This window comes from Paenibacillus sp. FSL L8-0494 (assembly GCF_038003695.1).
Taxonomy (GTDB): domain Bacteria; phylum Bacillota; class Bacilli; order Paenibacillales; family Paenibacillaceae; genus Paenibacillus_AQ; species Paenibacillus_AQ odorifer.
The window spans coordinates 3,936,288-3,957,560 of the sequence record NZ_JBBOPQ010000001.1 but is presented as its reverse complement, the minus strand read 5'-3'; the positions used below and the strand labels follow the sequence as shown (position 1 = coordinate 3,957,560).

General features: G+C 44.1%; 18 protein-coding genes. 17 read left to right on the top strand and 1 reads right to left on the bottom strand.

The window, feature by feature from the left end; translation table 11 throughout:
• Nucleotides 1-152 precede the first annotated feature (152 nt).
• The 17 genes from mutS (at nt 153) to NYE35_RS17950 (ending at nt 20,593) form a co-directional block, all read left to right on the top strand.
• On the top strand, nt 153-2,882 hold the full coding sequence (gene mutS / locus NYE35_RS18030) for a DNA mismatch repair protein MutS (protein WP_076213472.1): 2,730 nt from the start codon (nt 153-155) through the stop codon (nt 2,880-2,882).
• A 42-nt stretch (nt 2,883-2,924) separates the two neighbouring features.
• Nucleotides 2,925-4,910 carry a DNA mismatch repair endonuclease MutL gene (gene mutL, locus NYE35_RS18025; protein ID WP_076213474.1) on the top strand — a complete coding sequence of 662 codons (1,986 nt, stop codon included), beginning with the start codon at nt 2,925-2,927 and terminating at the stop codon, nt 4,908-4,910.
• A gap of 44 nt (nt 4,911-4,954) precedes the next feature.
• The gene (locus NYE35_RS18020; protein ID WP_036687743.1) at nt 4,955-5,734 is read left to right on the top strand and encodes a class I SAM-dependent methyltransferase; all 780 of its coding nucleotides are present in this window, start codon (nt 4,955-4,957) and stop codon (nt 5,732-5,734) included.
• A complete protein-coding gene (gene miaA, locus NYE35_RS18015; RefSeq protein ID WP_063829841.1) occupies nt 5,724-6,704 on the top strand; it encodes a tRNA (adenosine(37)-N6)-dimethylallyltransferase MiaA in 981 nt (326 codons plus the stop codon). The genes NYE35_RS18020 and miaA overlap by 11 nt, the downstream gene beginning before the upstream one ends.
• A 19-nt stretch (nt 6,705-6,723) precedes the next feature.
• Nucleotides 6,724-6,963, top strand: coding sequence for an RNA chaperone Hfq (gene hfq / locus NYE35_RS18010; protein WP_036687741.1), 240 nt, complete (start codon nt 6,724-6,726; stop codon nt 6,961-6,963).
• A gap of 139 nt (nt 6,964-7,102) precedes the next feature.
• The gene (locus NYE35_RS18005; protein WP_036687740.1) at nt 7,103-9,664 is read left to right on the top strand and encodes a transglycosylase domain-containing protein; all 2,562 of its coding nucleotides are present in this window, start codon (nt 7,103-7,105) and stop codon (nt 9,662-9,664) included.
• Nucleotides 9,665-9,850: 186 nt separating this feature from the next.
• Complete coding sequence (locus tag NYE35_RS18000; protein WP_036687739.1) at nt 9,851-10,405, top strand: DUF402 domain-containing protein; 555 nt, start codon at nt 9,851-9,853, stop codon at nt 10,403-10,405.
• 2 nt (nt 10,406-10,407) lie between these two features.
• On the top strand, nt 10,408-11,064 hold the full coding sequence (locus NYE35_RS17995) for a YdcF family protein (protein ID WP_036687738.1): 657 nt from the start codon (nt 10,408-10,410) through the stop codon (nt 11,062-11,064).
• A 317-nt stretch (nt 11,065-11,381) separates the two neighbouring features.
• The gene (locus tag NYE35_RS17990) at nt 11,382-12,356 is read left to right on the top strand and encodes an AAA family ATPase (protein ID WP_036687736.1); all 975 of its coding nucleotides are present in this window, start codon (nt 11,382-11,384) and stop codon (nt 12,354-12,356) included.
• A 254-nt stretch (nt 12,357-12,610) separates the two neighbouring features.
• The gene (hflX, locus tag NYE35_RS17985) at nt 12,611-13,900 is read left to right on the top strand and encodes a GTPase HflX (RefSeq protein WP_036687733.1); all 1,290 of its coding nucleotides are present in this window, start codon (nt 12,611-12,613) and stop codon (nt 13,898-13,900) included.
• A gap of 133 nt (nt 13,901-14,033) precedes the next feature.
• A complete protein-coding gene (locus NYE35_RS17980) occupies nt 14,034-15,308 on the top strand; it encodes a methionine gamma-lyase family protein (protein WP_036687732.1) in 1,275 nt (424 codons plus the stop codon).
• 62 nt (nt 15,309-15,370) lie between these two features.
• On the top strand, nt 15,371-15,781 hold the full coding sequence (locus NYE35_RS17975; protein WP_019910684.1) for a MerR family transcriptional regulator: 411 nt from the start codon (nt 15,371-15,373) through the stop codon (nt 15,779-15,781).
• A gap of 33 nt (nt 15,782-15,814) precedes the next feature.
• The gene (gene glnA / locus NYE35_RS17970) at nt 15,815-17,143 is read left to right on the top strand and encodes a type I glutamate--ammonia ligase (RefSeq protein WP_036687730.1); all 1,329 of its coding nucleotides are present in this window, start codon (nt 15,815-15,817) and stop codon (nt 17,141-17,143) included.
• 821 nt (nt 17,144-17,964) lie between these two features.
• Nucleotides 17,965-18,654 carry a hypothetical protein gene (locus NYE35_RS17965; protein ID WP_339210062.1) on the top strand — a complete coding sequence of 230 codons (690 nt, stop codon included), beginning with the start codon at nt 17,965-17,967 and terminating at the stop codon, nt 18,652-18,654.
• A gap of 425 nt (nt 18,655-19,079) precedes the next feature.
• Nucleotides 19,080-19,283: a DUF5316 domain-containing protein gene (locus NYE35_RS17960; RefSeq protein WP_036687728.1), complete on the top strand. Its 204-nt coding sequence runs from the start codon at nt 19,080-19,082 to the stop codon at nt 19,281-19,283.
• Nucleotides 19,284-19,318: 35 nt separating this feature from the next.
• The gene (locus NYE35_RS17955; RefSeq protein ID WP_341121812.1) at nt 19,319-19,810 is read left to right on the top strand and encodes a cupin domain-containing protein; all 492 of its coding nucleotides are present in this window, start codon (nt 19,319-19,321) and stop codon (nt 19,808-19,810) included.
• Nucleotides 19,811-20,593: an MBL fold metallo-hydrolase gene (locus tag NYE35_RS17950; protein ID WP_341121811.1), complete on the top strand. Its 783-nt coding sequence runs from the start codon at nt 19,811-19,813 to the stop codon at nt 20,591-20,593.
• 49 nt (nt 20,594-20,642) lie between these two features.
• Here NYE35_RS17950 and NYE35_RS17945 read toward each other — a convergent pair whose 3' ends face one another.
• Entirely contained in the window at nt 20,643-21,221 is a 579-nt protein-coding gene (locus tag NYE35_RS17945; protein ID WP_076273285.1) for a hypothetical protein, read from the bottom strand.
• Nucleotides 21,222-21,273 lie beyond the last annotated feature (52 nt).

The window sequence follows — 21,273 nt, the reverse complement described above, 5'->3', positions numbered from 1 at the left end:
ATATTTAAAAGCAGAAGAATATACCTCCTGTAAGTGTTTGTCTGATAAGTATTCTAGTCTTTCGTTGTACTAATGTGAGGTTTCAGGGTAACTTTGTCCACCAATTTTCTGTTATAATGGGGGACAGCATTAAATAGGCATGGAGGTTGACCATGGCACAATATACGCCGATGATAGAGCAATATTTAAAGGTAAAGGAAGGGGCTAAGGATGCCTTCCTATTTTTTAGACTGGGCGATTTCTATGAAATGTTCTTTGAAGATGCCATTTTGGCTTCCAAGGAGCTTGAGATTACGTTGACAGGCCGCGAAGGCGGGGGCGAGGAGAAAATCCCTATGTGTGGAGTGCCTTACCACGCCGCCGAGGGATATATTCAACGCCTGATAGAAAAAGGATATAAAGTCGCCATTTGTGAGCAGTTAGAGGATGCTTCAGTCACGAAAGGCATGGTGAAGCGGGATATTGTACGCGTCGTGACACCAGGAACCGTGATGGATGGAAAAATCATTGCTGACAAGAGCAACAACTACCTCGTTTGCGTTACCGAAAGTGACGGAATGATGGCATTAGCTGCCTGCGATTTAACAACTGGTGAGCTATATGTTACTTCGGTATTATCTGGAGCCGAATGGCTGCGTGATGAGATTGGCATCTATGAACCGGCTGAGATCATCGGAGACGCTGCACTGTTGGAGATTCTGCGAAGCGAAACGCCGCTGTTAGCCAAACCTGTAGTTTACACCCCTTGGGAGAAACGCGAGGAGGAGCTGGCACGTCGTCAGTTCGGTGAAGCGGCATGGGTACGTCTAGAGAAGGAACGTGGACAATGTCTGGCGCTTCTGATCTCTTATCTGAATGAGACCCAGCGGCGTTCGTTAGGGCAGCTTAGTCAGATTTCTCCTTATGAACCAGGCAATTATATGATTCTAGATCCATTTACACGCCGGAACCTTGAACTAACCGAAACGGTTCGCGAACGCTCCAAAAAAGGATCCTTGCTCTGGCTGCTGGATCGAACGGAAACGTCGATGGGCGCCCGTCTGTTGCGCCGTAGAATTGATAAGCCGCTATTGCAGCGAGCTCCGATCGAACGGCGCCTAGAGGCTGTCGATTATTTGTACAATCAGTTTATCGTTCGCGAGGACCTGCGTTTAGCGCTTAAAGAAATTTATGATTTGGAGCGGTTGGTGGGTCGTATTGCTTTTGGCAGCGCCAATGGCCGTGATATGAATGCCCTGAAATTATCGCTGGCGCAAATTCCTGCATTGAAGGAATTATGTATGACCTCCGGTTCAGCTACTTTACGAGAGATCGGTGCAAGCATGGATGAATGCGCCGAGCTGCGAGAGGACATTGACCGTGCAATCGTCGAGGATGCCCCGGTGTCTGTGCGCGACGGTGGAATTATCCGTTCCGGTTATCATGAACGTTTGGACGAGCTTAGGGAAGCTAGCAGTAACGGTAAACGTTGGATCGCTGAACTGGAGGCTAAGGAAAGACAGGCCACTGGCATTAAGTCACTGAAGATCGGCTATAACAAAATCTTCGGTTATTTCATAGAGATCACCAAATCCAATCTGGCTGCATTGCCGGAAGGACGTTATGAACGCAAACAGACGCTTGCTAACGCAGAGCGTTTTGTCACACCTGAGCTTAAAGAGAAGGAAGCACTAATTCTTGAAGCTCAGGATAAAATGACGGATTTGGAATACAGCCTCTTTACCGAGCTGCGTGATCGCATCAGCGGGCAAATCCCCCGCCTGCAAAATCTTGCAGAAAAGGTTGCCGAGATTGATGTGTATCAATGCTTGGCGGCAGTTAGTGCCGAACATCGTTTTGTGAAGCCAGTCCTTTCGGATGGTTATGATCTTCGGCTTGAAGGGGGCCGTCATCCCGTTGTGGAGGCGGTGCTTAAAGATTCCGCGTTTATTGCAAATGGAAGCACGCTGAGTAAGGAAGCAGGTAACATTCTTCTAATTACAGGTCCTAATATGGCGGGCAAAAGCACCTACATGCGTCAGGTGGCGCTGATCTGCATCATGGCTCAGATTGGATGTTTTGTTCCAGCAAACAGTGCTGAAGTTCCGCTTATAGACCGGATCTTTACTCGTATTGGAGCAGCTGATGATTTGATCGGTGGTCAAAGTACATTTATGGTGGAAATGGCTGACATCCAGGTTATGACAGAGAAAGCAACAGCTCGCAGCTTGATTATTATTGATGAGCTGGGAAGAGGTACCTCGACCAGTGAAGGTATGGCCATCGCTCAGGCGGTTATTGAATATGTACATGATGTTATTTCTTGCAAAGCTCTAGTTTCGACGCATTTTCATGAATTGGCTCATTTGGAAGGGAGTCTTAAAGGACTTCGGAATTACTCTATGGCTGTTCAAGAGAGCGGCGATAAAGTAAACTTCCTGCGCAAGCTAGTTCCTGGAGCGGCTGACAGCAGCTATGGGATCTATTGTGCACGTCTTGCGGGTCTTCCTGAAGGGATTATTGACCGAGCTTATGGTCTCTTACAGAGCATTGAGCAGGCAGCCCATCCTGGTGGTACTGAACTTCATTACGGGGGAAGCCTCGAAAGACAGGCGGCTGTAAGAGAAGTTGCTAGCACATCTTCCGTGGCGCAAGCCGTAAGTGTCATCACTGAGGCACCTGTAGAAAATGAGGTTGTTCAGTTGTCTATCTTTGGTGAGGAAGAACCACGCAAGAACCGCAAAGGTAGTGCACATCAAGTAGCGGTAACTGAAATCCATGAGAATCCCGCGCTAAAAGAGTTCATTTCTTCTGTGCGTGACGCTGATCTTATGAATATGACGCCGCTGCAGGCGATGAGTCTGTTGAACGAGCTGAAGATGAAGGTTAAGGATCTGCAATAAAGATTTTATAATAATTGATTGCCTAAATAAGAGGTGAATGAAATGGCCAAAATTCATATATTGGACGAGCATATTGCCAACCAGATTGCTGCGGGTGAAGTAGTAGAGCGGCCAGCTTCTGTTGTAAAGGAGCTTGTCGAGAATGCGATTGACGCTGGCAGTACAAGAATTGAGGTATCGGTAGAAGAGGGGGGCTTGCAGAGCATCCGCGTTAAAGATAATGGCTCTGGGATTGATCCTGAAGATTGTGAGACCGCCTTTTACCGGCATGCTACAAGTAAAATTCTGAATGGCCGTGATCTATTTCAAATCACAAGCTTAGGCTTCCGCGGAGAGGCACTTCCCAGTATTGCCGCGGTATCCAAGGTATCGCTTCTAACTGCAACTGCCGATGACGGCAAAGGGCGCCTAGTAGACATTGAGGGTGGCAATCTCATACGAAATGAGGACGCTCCTTCCGGCCGGGGAAGTGATCTTGCCGTTCGTGAATTATTTTTTAATACGCCGGCAAGGCTGAAATATATGAAGAGTATTCAGACGGAGCTGGGCCATATCTCAGATGCCATGTACCGCATGGCGCTCGCTCATCCGGGGATCTCTTTTACCTTGCATCATAATGGCAATCAGCTGCTGCATACGCTCGGAAATGGTGATCTGCTGCAGGTCATCGCAGCTGTTTACGGAACCAATGCCGCCAAAGCAATGCTGCCGATTACGGCAGAAGACTTGGATTACCGGATTTCCGGATATATTAGTCGTCCAGAATGGACTCGTTCCAATCGAAATGCAATCACTACTATTGTCGGTGGACGTTATATTCGCAGTAATGGTCTGAACGCAGCAATCATGCGCGCTTATCATACCTTGCTTCCGATTAACCGTTATCCGCTATTAGTTCTTGAACTGGATATGCACCCCTCTTTGGTAGATGTCAATGTACATCCAGCAAAACTGGAGGTTCGATTTAGTAAAGAGAATGAGCTTTACACCTTTGTTGAGCAGGAGATCCGCAAAATACTGCTGGGGCAAAGTCTGATTCCACGTCCAAGCAAGGAAACAATCGGACCCAAGGGCAGCAGCTCCTTTATCCAGGAGCAATTTGCTTTTTCCAAAGGGGCCGTTCCACCGTCATCTTCGACTGGTGATGTGAAGGATACAGCTCCCACGGGATCTGCCAACTTCTTAAGTGGACTACAGTCATCGAGCCTTGACCGTAATTCCCGTGATTTTAGCAAGGAAGGTCAGGCGGATCATCAGGTGGCTCGCGAGGTGGCTCCAGCTTACGGGTCAGGCTATCCGTCTTCATCTTCGCAGGGGCGCCAAACTAGTGCGAATACTAGTTATTCCAATAGCTATCGCCCGCAAGAAACCTCAATGTCGCAGAAGCAGCTCCTTTCGGTTGAGAAGCTATGGGCTCCACCACAACAAGAAGAGCCTGGACTTCCGGCCTTTCCTGAGCTTAATTATATAGGTCAGCATCATGGGACGTATATTATTGCTCAGAATGATGGAGGGCTTTATTTAATCGATCAGCATGCGGCACATGAACGAATTAATTACGAATACTTCTATGAGAAATTTGGTCGGCCGGAGGATGCCTCACAGGAGCTGCTACTGCCGATTACGCTGGAGTTCACGCCTTCTGAAAGTCGCCAGCTTAGTGAACGTCTACATTGGTTTCAGCAGGCCGGGGTATACCTTGAGCACTTTGGCGGACAGACCTTTCTCGTTCGTTCCTTGCCCTATTGGTTTCCTGAAGGGGATGAGAAGGCGGTCGTTGAAGAAATGGCGGAGTGGGTCTTAAGTGAGCGTATGATTGATCTTGCGAAGCTACGAGAAAAGTCATCGATTCTGTGTTCATGTAAAGCCTCGATTAAGGCCAACCATAAACTAACAGAACAGGAAGTGGAAGCTCTGTTATCCCGACTTGCAGAGTGCAAGCAACCGTATACTTGCCCACATGGACGGCCGATTGTGATCTCTTTTTCATCCTATGATTTAGAGAAATTGTTCAAGCGGGTTATGTAATTATACATTTTTTGAAATTTGTTGAGAGCAAGACTGGAGGCACCATGATTATAACTACGGGGTATAGCCCGATAATGGAAATAGTAGAACGCGCGCAAAGCCTTGCGGAGAGAACGGGTTGTAGTTATGCTTCACGTGAGAAACTCTCAATTACAAGGATGGTTGAACATTACGGAGATGAGGATATTCTGATTCTATCTCAGGACGCTGTTCGACTACACCGCTTAGGAATGGAGCCTATGGAGTTTCATCCAAGCATGGGCTTCGTTCGCGCTAAACGAATCCTAAAGGGTGAGATCGAGCCGATGCTTGTTGCTGCTCGAATGCTTCCCGGAGATAGCGTATTGGATTGTACAGCCGGATTAGGAGCCGACTCCTTACTGTTTGCTGTGCATGGTGGTGAGTCCTCGGAGGTTACCGCTTTGGAGAGCTCATTACCGCTGTACGCACTGCTCAGTGAAGGGATGTCTCATTACACCTCTGGGCAAGTAAAGGTCAATGAGGCTTTACGCAGAGTTAATGTCGTGCATAGTGAACATTTGGATTATTTACGGTCTCAACCAGATCGAAGTGTGGATATTGTCTACTTCGATCCTATGTTTCGCGTGCCTCTGACGGGTTCTGCCTCGATTTCCCCGCTGCGGCAATTCGCTAACCGTGCAGCCTTATCGACAGAGAGTGTAGCAGAGGCGGTTAGGGTCGCCCGTAAGACTGTTCTTTTAAAAGAAAAGGCTTTGAGTGGCGAATTTGAACGCCTAGGGTTTACTGAGCTGCTCCGAAGCAACTCCAAAACATCGTACGGGGTGATACACATTGACAACTAAAGAAAGGCATAAGGTTCTAGTGCTGTTAGGACCAACTGCCGTAGGCAAAACCCGGTTAAGTCTGGAGCTGGCAGCAGCTTATAACGCTGAGATTATTTCCGGCGATTCGATGCAGGTTTATTGTGGTATGGATATTGGTACAGCTAAGATTACACCCGCTGAAATGAAGGGAATTCCCCATCACCTGATCGATATTCATGATCCGCAGGATGCGTATTCTGCCGCTGAATTTCAAGAGCAGGGCACTAGACTTATCGAGGAGATAAGCGCTAGAGGGAAGCTTCCCTTTATCGTAGGGGGGACTGGACTGTATATTGAGTCTTTATGTTACGGCTTTCAGTTCTCGGAAGCAGTGGCTGATGAAGCTTTCCGTAAAGAGCAGGATCAATTTGCGGAAGAATATGGAGCGCTTGCACTGCATGCCAGACTCGAGGCGGTTGATCCAGTCAGCGCAGCCAAACTTCATCCTAACGACCGTCGCAGAATTATCCGTGCACTGGAAATTCAACACCAGACAAACACTACACTTTCCGCTTCTCATGCTGCTCAAAAGAAGGAATCACCCTATGACTTATGTCTCATAGGTTTGACAATGGACCGGAAAATACTATATAAACGTATTGAGGACCGAATTGATAGCATGCTGGCGGATGGTCTCGTTGCTGAGGTGAAGGGACTGCTGGATAACGGTTACAGCAGAAGCCTTGTGTCCATGCAGGGATTGGGTTACAAGGAAATTGCCGCTTACCTGGCGGGAGAACTGACGCTGGAAGAAGCTGTGATACTGCTTAAACGCGATACTCGCCGATTCGCCAAAAGACAGTTGTCATGGTTTCGCCACATGAAGGAAATCGAGTGGATCGATGTCGAAGGTGAACAAAACTTTTCTGAGAATTTCTCAAAAATACGTGGTATAATAGCAGGAAAGTTTCTCTCAGGTCTTGAATATACTTCTGAACAATCTAATTGAACCATTGGGGGTACGTCATATGAACAAGTCCATTAACATCCAAGATACATTCTTGAACCAACTACGCAAAGAAAATATCCCTGCTACGGTATATCTGACCAACGGTTTTCAAATCCGGGGAATAATTAAAGCATTCGACAATTTTACAATCGTCATTGACAGTGATGGACGCCAGCAAATGGTGTATAAACACGCAATTTCCACGTTCACACCACAGCGTAGTGTATCACTGATGCAAGACAGCAGTAGTGAAGAATAATATTTATCAAAAATGAATTGAAACCTTTCTTGTTTATAAATCGTTTGAATAGAGTGTGAGAGAGCAACCTGTGAAGGTTGTTCTTTTCATTCATGGCAGACCATTTATGTTTATTTCCGAAAGGGAGTCAGGAGGCATTATGTCTAGAGACGATACATCCAGGACGAATCACAATAGAGATAGAGGATCGTCCAGTTCCAAATCAAAACCAAAATCAAAACCAAAAAAGAAAAAGAAATTTTTGACGAAGAAGCGTGTGCTGTGGAGCTTGTTCTTCGCTACGGCATTAGCCATTTTTTGTGCATTAGGTGGATATCTGTTCATTATGCTAAATGGTCAAAAGCTTCTGCTTGAGAACCAAGATAAGCTAACAGTGAATGAAACTACTAAGGTATATGACCGCAATGCTAATTTAATCGGCGAATTATCACTGGAGAAAAGTGATCCAGTAGAGTATGAAGAAATTCCACCGTTATTGGTTAATGCTTTTGTAGCCACAGAGGATAAACGTTTCTTCGAACATTCTGGTGTGGATTTATGGTCGATTGGCCGGGCAGCAGTAAAGGATATCGCCGCACGAAGTATGGTAGAGGGCGGTAGTACCATTACTCAACAGCTCGCCAAAAACATCTTCCTGACACGGGACAAGACGTTTTTCCGTAAAGCAACTGAAGTGTCTATTGCCGTAGCCCTTGAGAATCAGAAATCTAAAGAAGAGATCATTACGATGTATCTGAACCGGATTAACTTCGGGGGTACAATTTACGGAATTAAAGCAGCATCAGTAAGATATTTTGGTAAAAGTGATTTGAGTCAGCTTAAGGTCTGGGAAATCGCGACATTGGCGGCGATGCCAAAAGGCCCGTCTCGTTACAACCCGCTGCGTAACCCAGATCTTTCGAAGGAACGGCGCGCAGTAGTGCTTCAGCTTATGTATGAGCAAGGGTACATAACGGAGCAGGAAAGAGACGAAGCAAAAGCCGTAGATTATAACTATAAGCCGCCAGAAAAGAAACAGCGTTATCAAGCATTTATTGATTTTGCAGTAGATGAGGCGGAAGAAAAATTTGGATTGTCAGAAGATGATCTGAATATCGGCGGATACAAAATTTACACTACCATGGATAAGCATGCTCAAGAAACGGTTGAAGATGCTTTTGCAGATAGTGATAATTTTGAAAAGAGTGTAGATGAAGAGCTGGTACAAGGCTCAATGACGATTGTGAATCAGGAGAATGGCAGCATTGTCGCACTCCTTGGCGGACGGAATTATGAGAAAAAAGGCTACAGTCGTGTAACTGGCAGCCGTCGTTCTCCAGGTTCTGCTTTCAAACCAATTGTCTCTTATGCTCCAGCGCTGGAATCTGGGAAATTCACCATGAATTCAACGCTAAGCAATGAGAAGCAATGTTTCGCGAACTATTGTCCAACCAACCTGCACGGATATTCTAAGAGCATCAACATGAGTGATGCCATTCAGAAATCAGAGAATATTCCTGCTGTTTGGCTGCTCAATGAAATTGGTGTGAATACCGGATTTAAATTTGCCAAGAAACTAGGCATTGGATTGGAAGACGAGGATAAGAACCTCTCGCTGGCTCTTGGAGGCATGAGCAAAGGAACCAATACGCTGGAAATGGCGCAAGCCTACAGCGCTTTTGCAAATGGCGGCGAACTAAGAGAGGCTTATTCCATTAAATCCATCTCTGACAGCAGTGGTGAGACGGTCTACAAAGCGAATACAACGCCTGAGCGTGTGATGAGTAAGGAAACGGCTTATCAAATGACTGAGATGATGCAGAAGGTCGTGGAGAGCGGTACGGGTAGAAAAGCTAGGATTGACCGTCCTGTGGCCGGTAAGACCGGTACGACGCAAAGTGGATATTCTGGAATCAGCTCGAACCGTGATGTGTGGTTTGTAGGCTACACGCCGGAATGGACAGCAGCAGTCTGGATGGGTTATGACAAGCCAAGTAAAAAGCATCTGCTTAAGAACAGCAGTCCGCTTGCCGCTGCTTTCTGGGGTAAGGTCATGGAGGAAGCGCTGAAGGATGTTCCTAAGAAATCCTTCCCGCAGATCGATAACGAGATTGCCCCTGAGCCTACAGAAACACCAGAAACAGCTCAGACCGTTACTGGACTATCAGCAGCATATGATCCTTCTACGATGACTGTAAATCTCAATTGGGAGGCAGTTCCTATTTCCGGAGTTGAGTATCGTATTTATCGTAGAGAGACATCGGAAGCTGAGTTTGGCTCACTGTTAAATACAGTGACTACCAGCGCAGGGGATTTTAGTGCACTGCCTGGTTTGGTTTACGAGTATTATGTAACTTCTTATGACCCTGCGCTGAAAGTGGAGAGCGAACCATCCAATGTGGTTAGTGTATCCGTGCAGGATGAAATGCCAACCCCTGAACCAACCATAGATCCTAATCTTCCGACCCCGACCCCAGAGGAAGGTGGCAACAACGGAGAGAATGGAAATGGTGGCAATAACGGAGGCGGCAACGAGGGTGGCGGAAATGACGGAGGTACAGGGACGATCCCTGAAATCACCCCGCCACCGCCAACACCAGTGCCGACTCCAACTCCAGAACCCACTATCGGTGGAGAAGGTTCCGGCGATGAGAGCGGGAATGTGTCCACAAACCCTGATCCAGAGGCGGGGTTTGTGAACGGAGATTCTTCCGCTCAATAAACGAGTTTGAATTTCAAATAATAAGCTTTATCCATGGCAGCCCAGCTTCGCTTTATTTAAAAAGCGAAGCTAGGCTGCCGTTTTTGTTAGGTTTAGAAGAAAAATTTCTTGTATTTTGCGGGATATTTTGAGTGTATCCTCTAAATGTGTTAAGCTGAATAGACCATACTGGAGAGGGTAATTTCTATGAAACGTAAATTCGGAGACCGGGCCAACTGGCGCCGGATTACGCGTCGCCATTTTGCCTGCCGCTATGTGGAGAGCCGGGAATTCAGCGGATATATTACGCTTTATACCATCTACGGGCTGAAAGAACCACTGTGGAAGAGCTATGGACGACATACATATCGTATTGCAGATAAAGGTTATTCCTGGCTGCAATATTTTCCGAAAGACAGTCACTATATTGTGACGGCTATGTTCGACGAAAAACAAAATATTGTTCAATGGTACATAGACACCTGTAAGGTGCAAGGCGTCACTGACCAAGGTGTGCCTTGGTTTGACGATTTGTATCTGGACGTGGTAGTACTTTGGAACGGCGAGGTGTTTTTGCTCGATGAGGATGAACTGGAGGAAGCACTGGAGAGGCAAGATATCTCAGAAAGCGATTATAAGCTAGCCTGGGAGACTGCCCATACTATTTTACGTGGCATCGATGCTCATGCTTTCCCTTATTTCTCTCTCTCTTTGAAACATCGTGCCGAATTATTTCATCATGGAGAATTCAGGAGGAAATAAAGATGGAATGGTACGTTTATGGAAGAGACTCTTCCCCGATTCGGATTGTTCCCAAAAAACGCCGAATTTGGTCTAAACGAACGTTGCTTATTGCTTTAATGCTTATTGTTGTAGTTGGATTGTTGTGGTGTGCGTACGCATTGAGGAATATCAATAAAGCCGCAACGACAGATCCTATGCTCAAAGCCGATACAGGGATCATTCTTGGCATGTCGATGTGGGGAGATGAACCTAGCCCGGGATTGAAGGAACGATTGGATTACGGGCTTAAGCTTTATCAAGAGGGGATGTTCTCGCATTTCATAGTTTCTGGAGGTTTGGATAAACCTGATCTTAAATATACCGAAGGTCAAGGCATGCGTAATTATTTAGTAGCTCATGGAGTTCCGGATAGCGCCATTTCTGTTGAAAATAAAGCTACCAGCACTTACGAGAATCTTCTGTATAGCAAAGCAATTATGACAAGTGAGGGATTGTCTTCAGCAATTATTATTACGCATACATATCATGGATGGCGTTCACACGAAATCGCGGACGAGCTCGGTTATGTGAATCCTGAACTGGGACTTACAGAATCCACTGTTCTGTCGATGACAAGGCATAAGTCGCGTGAAATTCTAGCCTATACGAAATGGAAAATCCAGCAGTTGTTCCTGTAATTGTTCCCGAATATCAGAATCTTCTAATAACGCCTCCTATTCCGGAAGAGACTTGATTAGAAAAGCCAGCCCCCAAATGGATTAAACTCTAACTGGGGGCTATTTGTTATTTGTATATCAAAAATAATGGGAGTGTAAAATGATAAAAAAATAAGCGTTTGCTTATGGCTTTTATGTATTTCGGTCATTCTATCCTCGTGTACCATCGTAGAAGATGCGAGGTATAGCAGGGAATCCAATGTCGAAACCCCATTCTTTAAAACAAGTGCATGATGTCATTCAGTTATTGCATATAATGCTCTAACGAGGTGATTACAATGGGTGAAGAAAATTTAAGAAAGATAACCATTAATGATTCCAGAATGAATATAACTTTCAAAAATCAAGACCCAACAAATATTACGAATGAAACATTGGAGAGCGCGCTGGCTCAAAATAATCATTTAGAATCTACAAAAGAAATCCTGCAAGAGCTTCATGAGCTTATCGGTCTTGAAAAGGTGAAGGATCTTATATATGAAATTCATGCGCTTATCCAAGTGGAAAAAATGAGACAAGAACTGGGGTTAAATGTAGTTAATCAGGTTTATCATATGCTGTTTAAAGGCAACCCCGGGACTGGAAAAACAACTGTAGCAAGAATCGTTGCCAAGCTGTTAAAGAATATGGGCATATTAAGTAAAGGTCAATTAATCGAAGTAGAGAGAGCGGATTTAGTGGGGGAATACATAGGGCATACAGCTCAAAAGACCAGAGACCTTGTTAAGAAGGCTATGGGTGGCGTATTATTCATTGACGAGGCTTATAGCTTGGCTAGAGGCGGAGATAAAGATTTTGGGAAAGAGGCAATCGACTGTCTTGTAAAGGTTATGGAGGACAGGAATGATGATCTCATCATTATCTTAGCGGGTTATCCAAATGAAATGGAGATGTTCATGGAGGCTAATACCGGACTTCCCTCACGTTTTCCAATTCAACTTGATTTTCAGGACTATACAACAGATGAACTGATATTGATTGCACATAAAATGGCAGCTGAAAGAGACTATATAATTACTCCGGAAACAAACGGGAAACTAAAAGAGTTAATCCTTAATGAGAAAATTATTGAAGAAAATTTTAGTAATGCGCGGTATGTACGCAATATCCTCGAGCAGGCAATTCGCCATCAAGCGGTTAGATTAATAAGCAGACATGTCAAAATATCCAAGCAATCTTTGATGGAGATCTTACCGAGAGACCTTGTTCTTCCGGTCGATGATTATCCAAAAGGGGAGAGTATAATCTCTTAAATAAATTGACACCGGCTAAGTTTATACGTGCTTAGTCGGTTTATCTTTTATAAAAGATTGAAGATTATCATAATGAAAATGCTGACAGCATGGTGAGCCGTTCCATTATCAGCCTATATTACCAATGAAACTTATGATAAAATGTTTTGAAGTGCTGTGAATGAACAGTTTCATCTGTATAACATCAGCAAGAAGTGAAAAACTGATTAAATGGTACACAAAGATTCTATTACCGTCATAAGGAGCATGAATAAATGGCAATAACTACGCATGATACAGAAACGGATATTCAAGATCGGGCGATATTGGTCACTCTCGTCACAGATAAAATTAAACGTACCGGTATTGACCCAGAGCTTTCTCTGCAGGAATTAGTACAGTTAGCAGAAACAGCAGGTGTTGAAGTCCTGGATGTGTTGCGTCAGAATAAGGAAACACCGGATTCAAAATGGTTTATCGGGAAAGGTAAGGTAGAAGAGCTCCGCATGGCCGCTGATGGTCTTGGAGCTAATACGGCTATTTTTGATCAGGAATTATCTGGAGCGCAGGTACGGAACCTTGAAGAGTCTTTGGATCTGAAGATTATTGATCGGACGCAGCTCATTTTGGATATTTTTGCTGGGCGGGCCAAAACGAGAGAGGGTATTATTCAAGTAGAGCTGGCACAGCTGTCCTATCTTTTGCCGCGGTTATCCGGTCAAGGCAAAAACTTATCCAGATTAGGCGGGGGGATAGGAACCAGAGGTCCAGGTGAAAGTAAGCTTGAGACCGATCGCCGGCATATTCGCAATCGGATTACGGAGTTGAAACGCCAGTTGGATGAGGTAGTTAAGACCCGTGAGTTGCACCGTGAACGCCGTCGTAAGGCAGGGGCAGTGCAGGTTGCTCTAGTCGGCTACACAAATGCTGGTAAATCGACGCTGCTTAAGCAGCTTACGGATGCGGATGTTTATATTGAAAATCAATTGTTTGCTACGCTTGACCCTACTTCACGTGTGCTTCAGCTAACGGGTGGCAAAGAGGTAGTGCTTACGGATACTGTAGGCTTCATTCAGAATCTTCCGCATGATCTTGTGGCATCTTTCCGCGCAACGCTGGAGGAAGTCAATGAGGCCAATCTGGTGTTGCATGTAGTGGATGCCTCATCTCCAATGCGTGAGGAGCAGATGGAGATTGTGCAAACTATTTTGCAGGACTTAGGGGCAGCCAGCAAACCGCAAATAGTGCTTTTTAATAAAATCGATCTATGTGAGCCTGAGCAACTGGAAATGCTGCCAACCGGCACAGGGTTTTTGAAGATCAGTGCGTTTAACCCTGAGGATTTAACCCGGATTATCGAAATTATCTCTGATGAATTGGCCGGAGATACGCTGAATTTTCGAATTCCTGGAGACCGTGGCGATATTTCTTCCCTGCTTTACAGAGTAGGTGAGGTTCTGGAAACCACCTATGACGAGAACGATGTTATCTATAACGTCCGTCTTAATAAAGAGGATTATGATAAATGGGGTTACATGCTTGCTGATTTTGTGGACCAACCGTAATCTTCTTTGTTCCCCTAAAGTGGAAATGCTTGTAGTATAGGTATAAAATAATAGCTAATGACAAAAAGCGTCAGGCAACTGTCGCTTTCTGTCATTATGATGGCAAGTAAATGTAAGGAGCGAATAAGAACTAATGGCAGTTTTTGCAGAAGATATTTTAGGAGCGGCAGAGTCCGCAGAAGTTGAAATCGAAGGTGCAGTCAAAGCTCTTGATCGAATTGTCGATAAGAATCAATGGAAGGTTATAGAAGCGTTTCAACGTCATCAGGTCAGTGATTATCATTTTGCGGGTTCAACGGGGTATGCTTACAACGACCGTGGACGCGAAGTGCTGGATCTTGTCTATGCTGACGTTTTTGGTGCGGAATCAGCTTTGGTGCGCCCGCATTTTGCTTCAGGAACACATACCATTTCAACAGCCCTCTTTGGTGTGCTGCGACCAGGAGACGAGCTTTTATACATCACAGGTCGTCCATACGATACCTTACACAAGGTGATTGGCCAAGCAGGAGATGGGACAGGCTCACTCGCAGACTTCGGAATTACATATCGGGAGGTTGCCCTTACCGCAGAGGGTAAGATTGATTGGGAAGAGGTAACTCTCTCTATCAATGAGAAGACTAAAGTAATTGGAATTCAAAGATCGCGTGGTTATGATTGGCGTGCTTCCTTCACAGTAGCCGAAATAGGTGACATGACAGCGAGAGTGAAGTCATTGAAACCGGATGTTATTGTGTTCGTTGATAATTGCTATGGTGAGTTTACTGAAGAGCTTGAGCCTCCACAGGTTGGAGTGGATCTAGTAGCGGGTTCATTAATTAAAAATCCTGGTGGTGGAATTGCTGAGACGGGTGGATACATCTGTGGGCGCAGAGATCTAGTAGAGCTTACAGCGTACCGTCTTACAGCTCCTGGTATCGGCGGCGAAGTAGGTGCAATGTTAGGAACTACCCGCGGGTTATACCAAGGACTGTTCATGGCTCCGCATACAGTTGGACAAGCCCTTAAAGGCAGTATTTTTGCGGCAGCTGTATTTCAGCGCTGCGGGTTTGAGACGAAACCAGCGTGGAATGAACCTCGTACAGATTTGATTCAGGCGGTTTCCTTTGATGGACCGGATCACTTAATTGCCTTCGTGCAGGGAATTCAACGTGCTGCGGCGGTAGACAGTCATGTAGTTCCAGAACCATGGGATATGCCGGGATATGAACATCCTGTCATCATGGCGGCAGGTACGTTTATACAAGGTGGTAGCTTAGAGTTATCGGCAGATGCGCCTATCCGTGCGCCTTATATCGGCTATATGCAAGGGGGATTAACCTACTCCCATGTCAAATATGGCGTTTTGATGGCACTCCAAAGTATGCGTGATCGAAAATTACTGTCAGAAAATCTTACACACCATTGACACGCTGTATTAGGAAATGTACAATGAGATCAGAAAAAGATCATTGGAAGGTTGGATGAGTCATGGGTGATGAAATCCGCAGAAATATGGCATTATTTCCTATTGGAATTGTAATGAAGTTAACTGATTTATCTGCAAGACAAATTCGTTATTATGAACAGCACAGTCTAATCGTACCTGCACGTACATCTGGGAATCAACGTTTGTTCTCTTTTAATGATGTTGAGCGCCTATTAGAAATTAAGGCCTTGATTGAAAAGGGTGTTAACATTGCTGGCATCAAGCAAGTAATGAACCCAGTCTCTAAGGAATCCGAAGAAGCTACTGTGATTACCCCTGACACAGAGGTTAGACGTAGAGAGCTATCAGATTCGCAGCTTCACCGTTTGCTGAAGCAAGAACTAGTTTCCGGTAAAAGACCGGGACAGGTATCGCTTATTCAAGGTGAGTTATCCCGGTTTTTTAATAAATAATAATATACAGAGTTTTGAAAGGGAGAGGATCACGTGAGCTTTTCTAAAGAGGATATTTTACGCATTGCCAAGGAAGAGAATGTTCGTTTCATTCGTCTGCAATTTACAGATCTGTTAGGTACTATCAAGAATGTAGAGATTCCGGTTAGCCAATTGGAAAAAGCACTCGACAACAAAATGATGTTTGATGGTTCCTCCATTGAAGGTTATGTACGGATTGAAGAATCCGATATGTATCTCTTCCCAGACCTTGATACTTGGGTAATCTTCCCTTGGGTGACTGATAGCCGGGTTGCACGTCTGATTTGTGACGTGTATATGCCTGATGGTACTCCATTTGCTGGAGACCCACGTGGTATCCTGAAGCGTTGTCTGAAGGAAGCCGAAGAAATGGGCTTTACAGCGATGAATGTTGGACCTGAACCTGAATTCTTCTTGTTCAAAACAGACGAAAGAGGTAACCCAACTACAGAATTGAACGACCAAGGTGGTTATTTCGACTTAGCTCCTACGGACTTAGGAGAAAACTGCCGTCGTGAAATCGTATTGACCCTTGAAGAAATGGGCTTTGAAATCGAAGCATCCCACCATGAAGTGGCTTCCGGCCAGCATGAAATTGATTTCAAATATGCTGACGCGATCACTTCTGCTGACCAAATTCAAACCTTTAAGCTCGTTGTGAAGACGGTTGCCCGTCAACACGGCTTGCATGCAACTTTTATGCCTAAACCTTTGTTTGGTATTAACGGATCGGGTATGCACGCTCACCAATCCTTGTTTAATGGCAAAGAAAACATGTTCTACGATGAAAGTGACAAGCTAGGTCTGAGCAAAACTGCACGTTACTATATGGCTGGTATTTTGAAGCACGCTCGTGCTTTTGCAGCGATTACTAACCCAACAGTGAACTCTTACAAACGTCTTGTTCCTGGTTATGAAGCACCTTGTTACGTAGCTTGGTCTGCAAGTAACCGTAGCCCGATGATTCGTATCCCGGCTTCGAGAGGGCTTAGCACACGTGTTGAAGTTCGTAATCCGGACCCGGCAGCTAACCCATACCTCGCACTTGCTGTTATGTTGAAAGCAGGGCTAGACGGAATTAAGCGTAAGCTTGATCTTCCAGCCCCAATTGACCGTAACATCTATGTGATGTCTGAGGAAGAGCGTATTGAAGAAGGCATCCCGAGCTTGCCATCCGATTTGAAAGAAGCGCTAAGCGAAATGATCCGCAGCCATGTAATTACCGAAGCTCTCGGCGAACATGCGCTGGCTCACTTCTACGAGCTGAAAGAAATCGAATGGGATATCTATCGTACTCAGGTTCACGAGTGGGAAAGAAACCAATACATGACTTTGTACTAGAACCTTTAAACCCTTGACACCTTTGGTGTTGAGGGTTTTTTTGTTTGGGCAAAATAGTGGTTTTGTAACCATCAATGATATGTCTACGAAAAATGCCCGCGAAATGCCCACAAATAGCTGAGGTTAAGGTTATTCGAGGATGTTTTACAGGTGAATATCAAAATTGGCATATTGTTGATTAACAATTTTAACGTGTAAGAAGCTGTTCATTTATCATAAATAATGGGATATCATGGGATATAGAAGAATTAAATGCAGAGACGGAGGAGTGAATTTGGATATAGTTTGGTCAAACTTAATATTAACTTTGATAATTTTCGGGATATTAGTGGTTTTGATTTTTAAAGGTATAAGTTTATTAGTAAGAAGTTATAAATCAAAAAAATAACTCTTCAGACGAGTGTACATAGTCATGACAGACATTGCTTATATTCTCGCATTGCTTTGACTTTTAAAGGATTTATCAAAGAGTGTTGACACAAATCTGAGTTACAGATCATTAAGGATGGCGATTTACAGAACCACCCCGCGTTTGCTGTGAGTCGCTATTTTATTTTTTTCTGAAAATGTTATAAGTAAAGTGTTTCGTGGAATTTGTCTTTTACTTAATTGATGTGTCGTCTGCCTATTAAGATAGCAGGTGCCCGAATCGTCCGGGAACAATTTGAATTTCGAGCACAACTCCATAGCTGTCAATAAGAGTGAGTCGATTGAATGAAATTTTTCAATCCGTAGCAATAAAAATGAAGAAAAGATTTGAAGAATAAGAGGATACGTTAGTCATGTGGGTAATAACTATTATAGTAATAAGGAGGTGCGTAATGAAAAAAATATTATTAACTACAGCTACTAGTATTCTTCTGTTTGCCTCAATTCTCGGTGCATGTAGTAACAATAAAACAACAAACGAGGCAGAGCCTACAGCGTCAAGTGCAGCGCCTACGCCAGTTGTCGAAGCTACAACCACTCCCGAACCTTCTGCTACTCCTTCTATGGAGGCGCAGGAGTCCGCCAGTCCGGAGGCCACTGATCCTCTAGCATCCGATCGACCAAAGACCAAAGCATTTGGTGAACAGGAGGGAGGGGTCTCAGGGCAAGAAGGTACACTTGGGCAAGGTGATGGATATTCCCTGTATGTTTTTCAGGGTTTCACACTAGACTCACAGTCTGGTCGTTTATCATTAACTGAGGATCCAACCTATTATGCCGAAATTGAACACTTGCCTGCCGGTTACGATCTCACAGCTTTGAAGCAACAGGGACAAACCGAGCTTTCTGCAATTGGTAAAGCAAACGACCATAGCGGGGAACTAATTGAACATCCTCTAGGTTTTGCAGAATTATATCTGCAGGCTACCAGTGATAAGGGGATAGAAGATTATATGGTCTGGAAAAATCAGGCGGGGGAAGCTTTTCTTTTTCGGATACACAATCCTAAGGGTGATTCGTCGAATAAGTTTGCACCTTGGGTGATGGTTTCACTGGCAACACTTGAACTTGAAATGAATTAAGTGTAAACAGAACCGAAGGGGGTGTATGGAGTAGAAGAAGTGTGCCATAACCATAATCAAAAAATGGTTGTTGGCACACTTCTTCTTCTTTTTGGTACCTTACTTCATTTGAACGCCAATTTCCATTTGCTGAGGTTGCAAATTTCGCGTATGAGCCCGGTATAGGACCCAGCAGACCTTATATGAAGCTTTATCCCACATTTTGGATACTAAAGGACCCCATAGTCGCTATTGGCATTAAAAACACTCAATATGAGCCTCATTCTTAGGAATAACGTCACTGGAGTCCGAAACCATGCTCCAAAGCCTGAAAATAAGCAAATAGCGTCATATGGGTCCGAAAGTCATGGCGTGTAGTAAAGGGATTTAATGTTAAAATATCTTATATATAGATAACTAATTCTTACCTGCAAAGGAGTAAGTTCATGCAAATTTTTATTTACATAGGCTTGGGCTTTTTTATAATTTCAGGTATATGTGTTGGAGCCTTCACGACAGGTACACAACAAAGAGGTAACTTTTATTCGGAATCTAAGCAAGACCGTAAAGCTAAAAACAAAGTAGCGAATGGGTCTGCTTTAGGTGGTCTTATTTCATTAGCTATAGCTGGGATTCTTTATTTGTTGTAATTGAACGCAAAATATAAGGAGGAGGAATGTTGCAGATGGTGAAGATTTTTAATGAAAATACGGTCTCATTTACTCAAAAACAGTCCCCGATCCCAGAGTTTGCTTGGCATACGAGTGAAAGATTAGCTGAAATGGTGGGCTCCAAGCATTTAGTTTTTGATATCAGATCTTTAGATCCTGATAAATATTCTTATCCTTATCATTTTCATAGAAATGCTGAAGAGATATTTGTGATTTTAGCGGGAAAAGCGATGTTAAGAACACCCGAGGGTTTTACGGAGGTTACGGAAGGGGATGTAATATTTTTTGAAATGGGATCGGAAGGGGCGCACCAGCTTTATAATCATACGGATGCACCATGCAGGTATCTGGATCTCCGAACGAATCAGGGAATAGATGTTTGCGAATATCCAGACTCTGGAAAAATCAACATTTTGCCTTATCAAGAAATCTATCAAGCGGATGAACAGGCGGATTATTATAAGGGTGAAGAGCATGTAAGGGAAAAATGGAATGGGGGAGCGTAATTGATTAAAGATCGTTGGTTTACAGTAACGGAAATTGATCCGACCACCTATGCAATCAGTGAATATGGACATTGGGAAAAGGTGCATTCTTTTTTACTCTTGGGGCAAAAACAAGCCGCGTTAATTGATACGGGATTAGGTATTGATAATATAAAAAGAATAACGGATCAGTTAACGGATTTACCTATCGCTGTCATAACTACACATGTGCATGCAGATCATATTGGCAGTCACGGACAATTCGAGACAATCTATGTTCATAAAGAGGATGAGGATTGGCTGATTAACGGAATAAATGGCTTGTCCCTTGCCCAGATTCGAAAGGATATGAGTCGAGACATCACCCTTCCTGTTCCTGAAACCTTTGATCCTAACACCTACATACCTTTTCAAGGGAAACCAACGGCTCTTTTACAAGAGGGGGATGTGCTCGACATAGGTGGGCGCGAAATAGAAATTTACCACACACCAGGTCATTCGCCAGGTCATATCAGCCTATTTGATCATGCCAACGGATATCTGTTTACAGGTGATTTATTGTATGACGTTACTCCAATCTATGCTTTTTACCCTTCGACTAGTCCGGTTGATTTAGTGGCATCCTTAGAGAAGATTACAGAAATTCCAGGGGTTACCCAAGTATATGGCTCTCATAATACGCTGGGTTTAGATCCATCTATTTTACAAGAGGTCAAAAAGGCAGTTCGTGAGTTACGTGAGCAAAAAGTAGTGGCACATGGTACGGGTATTCACCAGTTTGATGGGTTTAGTGTGCAATTTTAGGTTCTTTCTATTTCGAAATCAAATGAGAGGTATGGCGATAACAACTTAATTATTCAGATACGATTGACCTGAAGAGTGCATGCAATTGTTGTACTTGGGAGTAAGCTTCCTTGTACTGGTTGTCGGATTGTTGAATAGGCAATAAACCCGGCAAGAAGGAAATACAATACACAGGCGTTTCTTTGCTGTTCATATATATTTTAAGCGTGAGTTCTTCTATCACATTAGCTTCTTCATCAGCTTCCTTAAGGACGTTAATATCTGCACTAGTTGCAGTTGTTTTGCTGTTTTGTTGTCTTTTGGAGACTTTTGAAAGGGTAAGTGCGTTAACCACAATCTCGGATCCCATTACATTATCGAAAGAGTATAGCTTTGCTACTGCTTTTTTGTTGTTCTTCGGATTTCTGGTGCCTATTGCTAATTTTTTATTAGGTTCGTTAAGTGCGATCAAGTGAGATTGATTGGGGGGAATGAATGTTTTGGTGAAAATGATGTTAAAGGATGCAGCCGCATTAACTAGCATAGAAATATCAGATGAAGTGGATAGCGTTTTCAATTTTATAATGGCGGCACTTAGAATTAAAACAACTCCTAAAATAGCAAATAAGTACACTAAGATAATCAGCATATAATCACCTCCCAGTTATCTCATTAGACTCAAATTGTTGCTTATTGAAAGA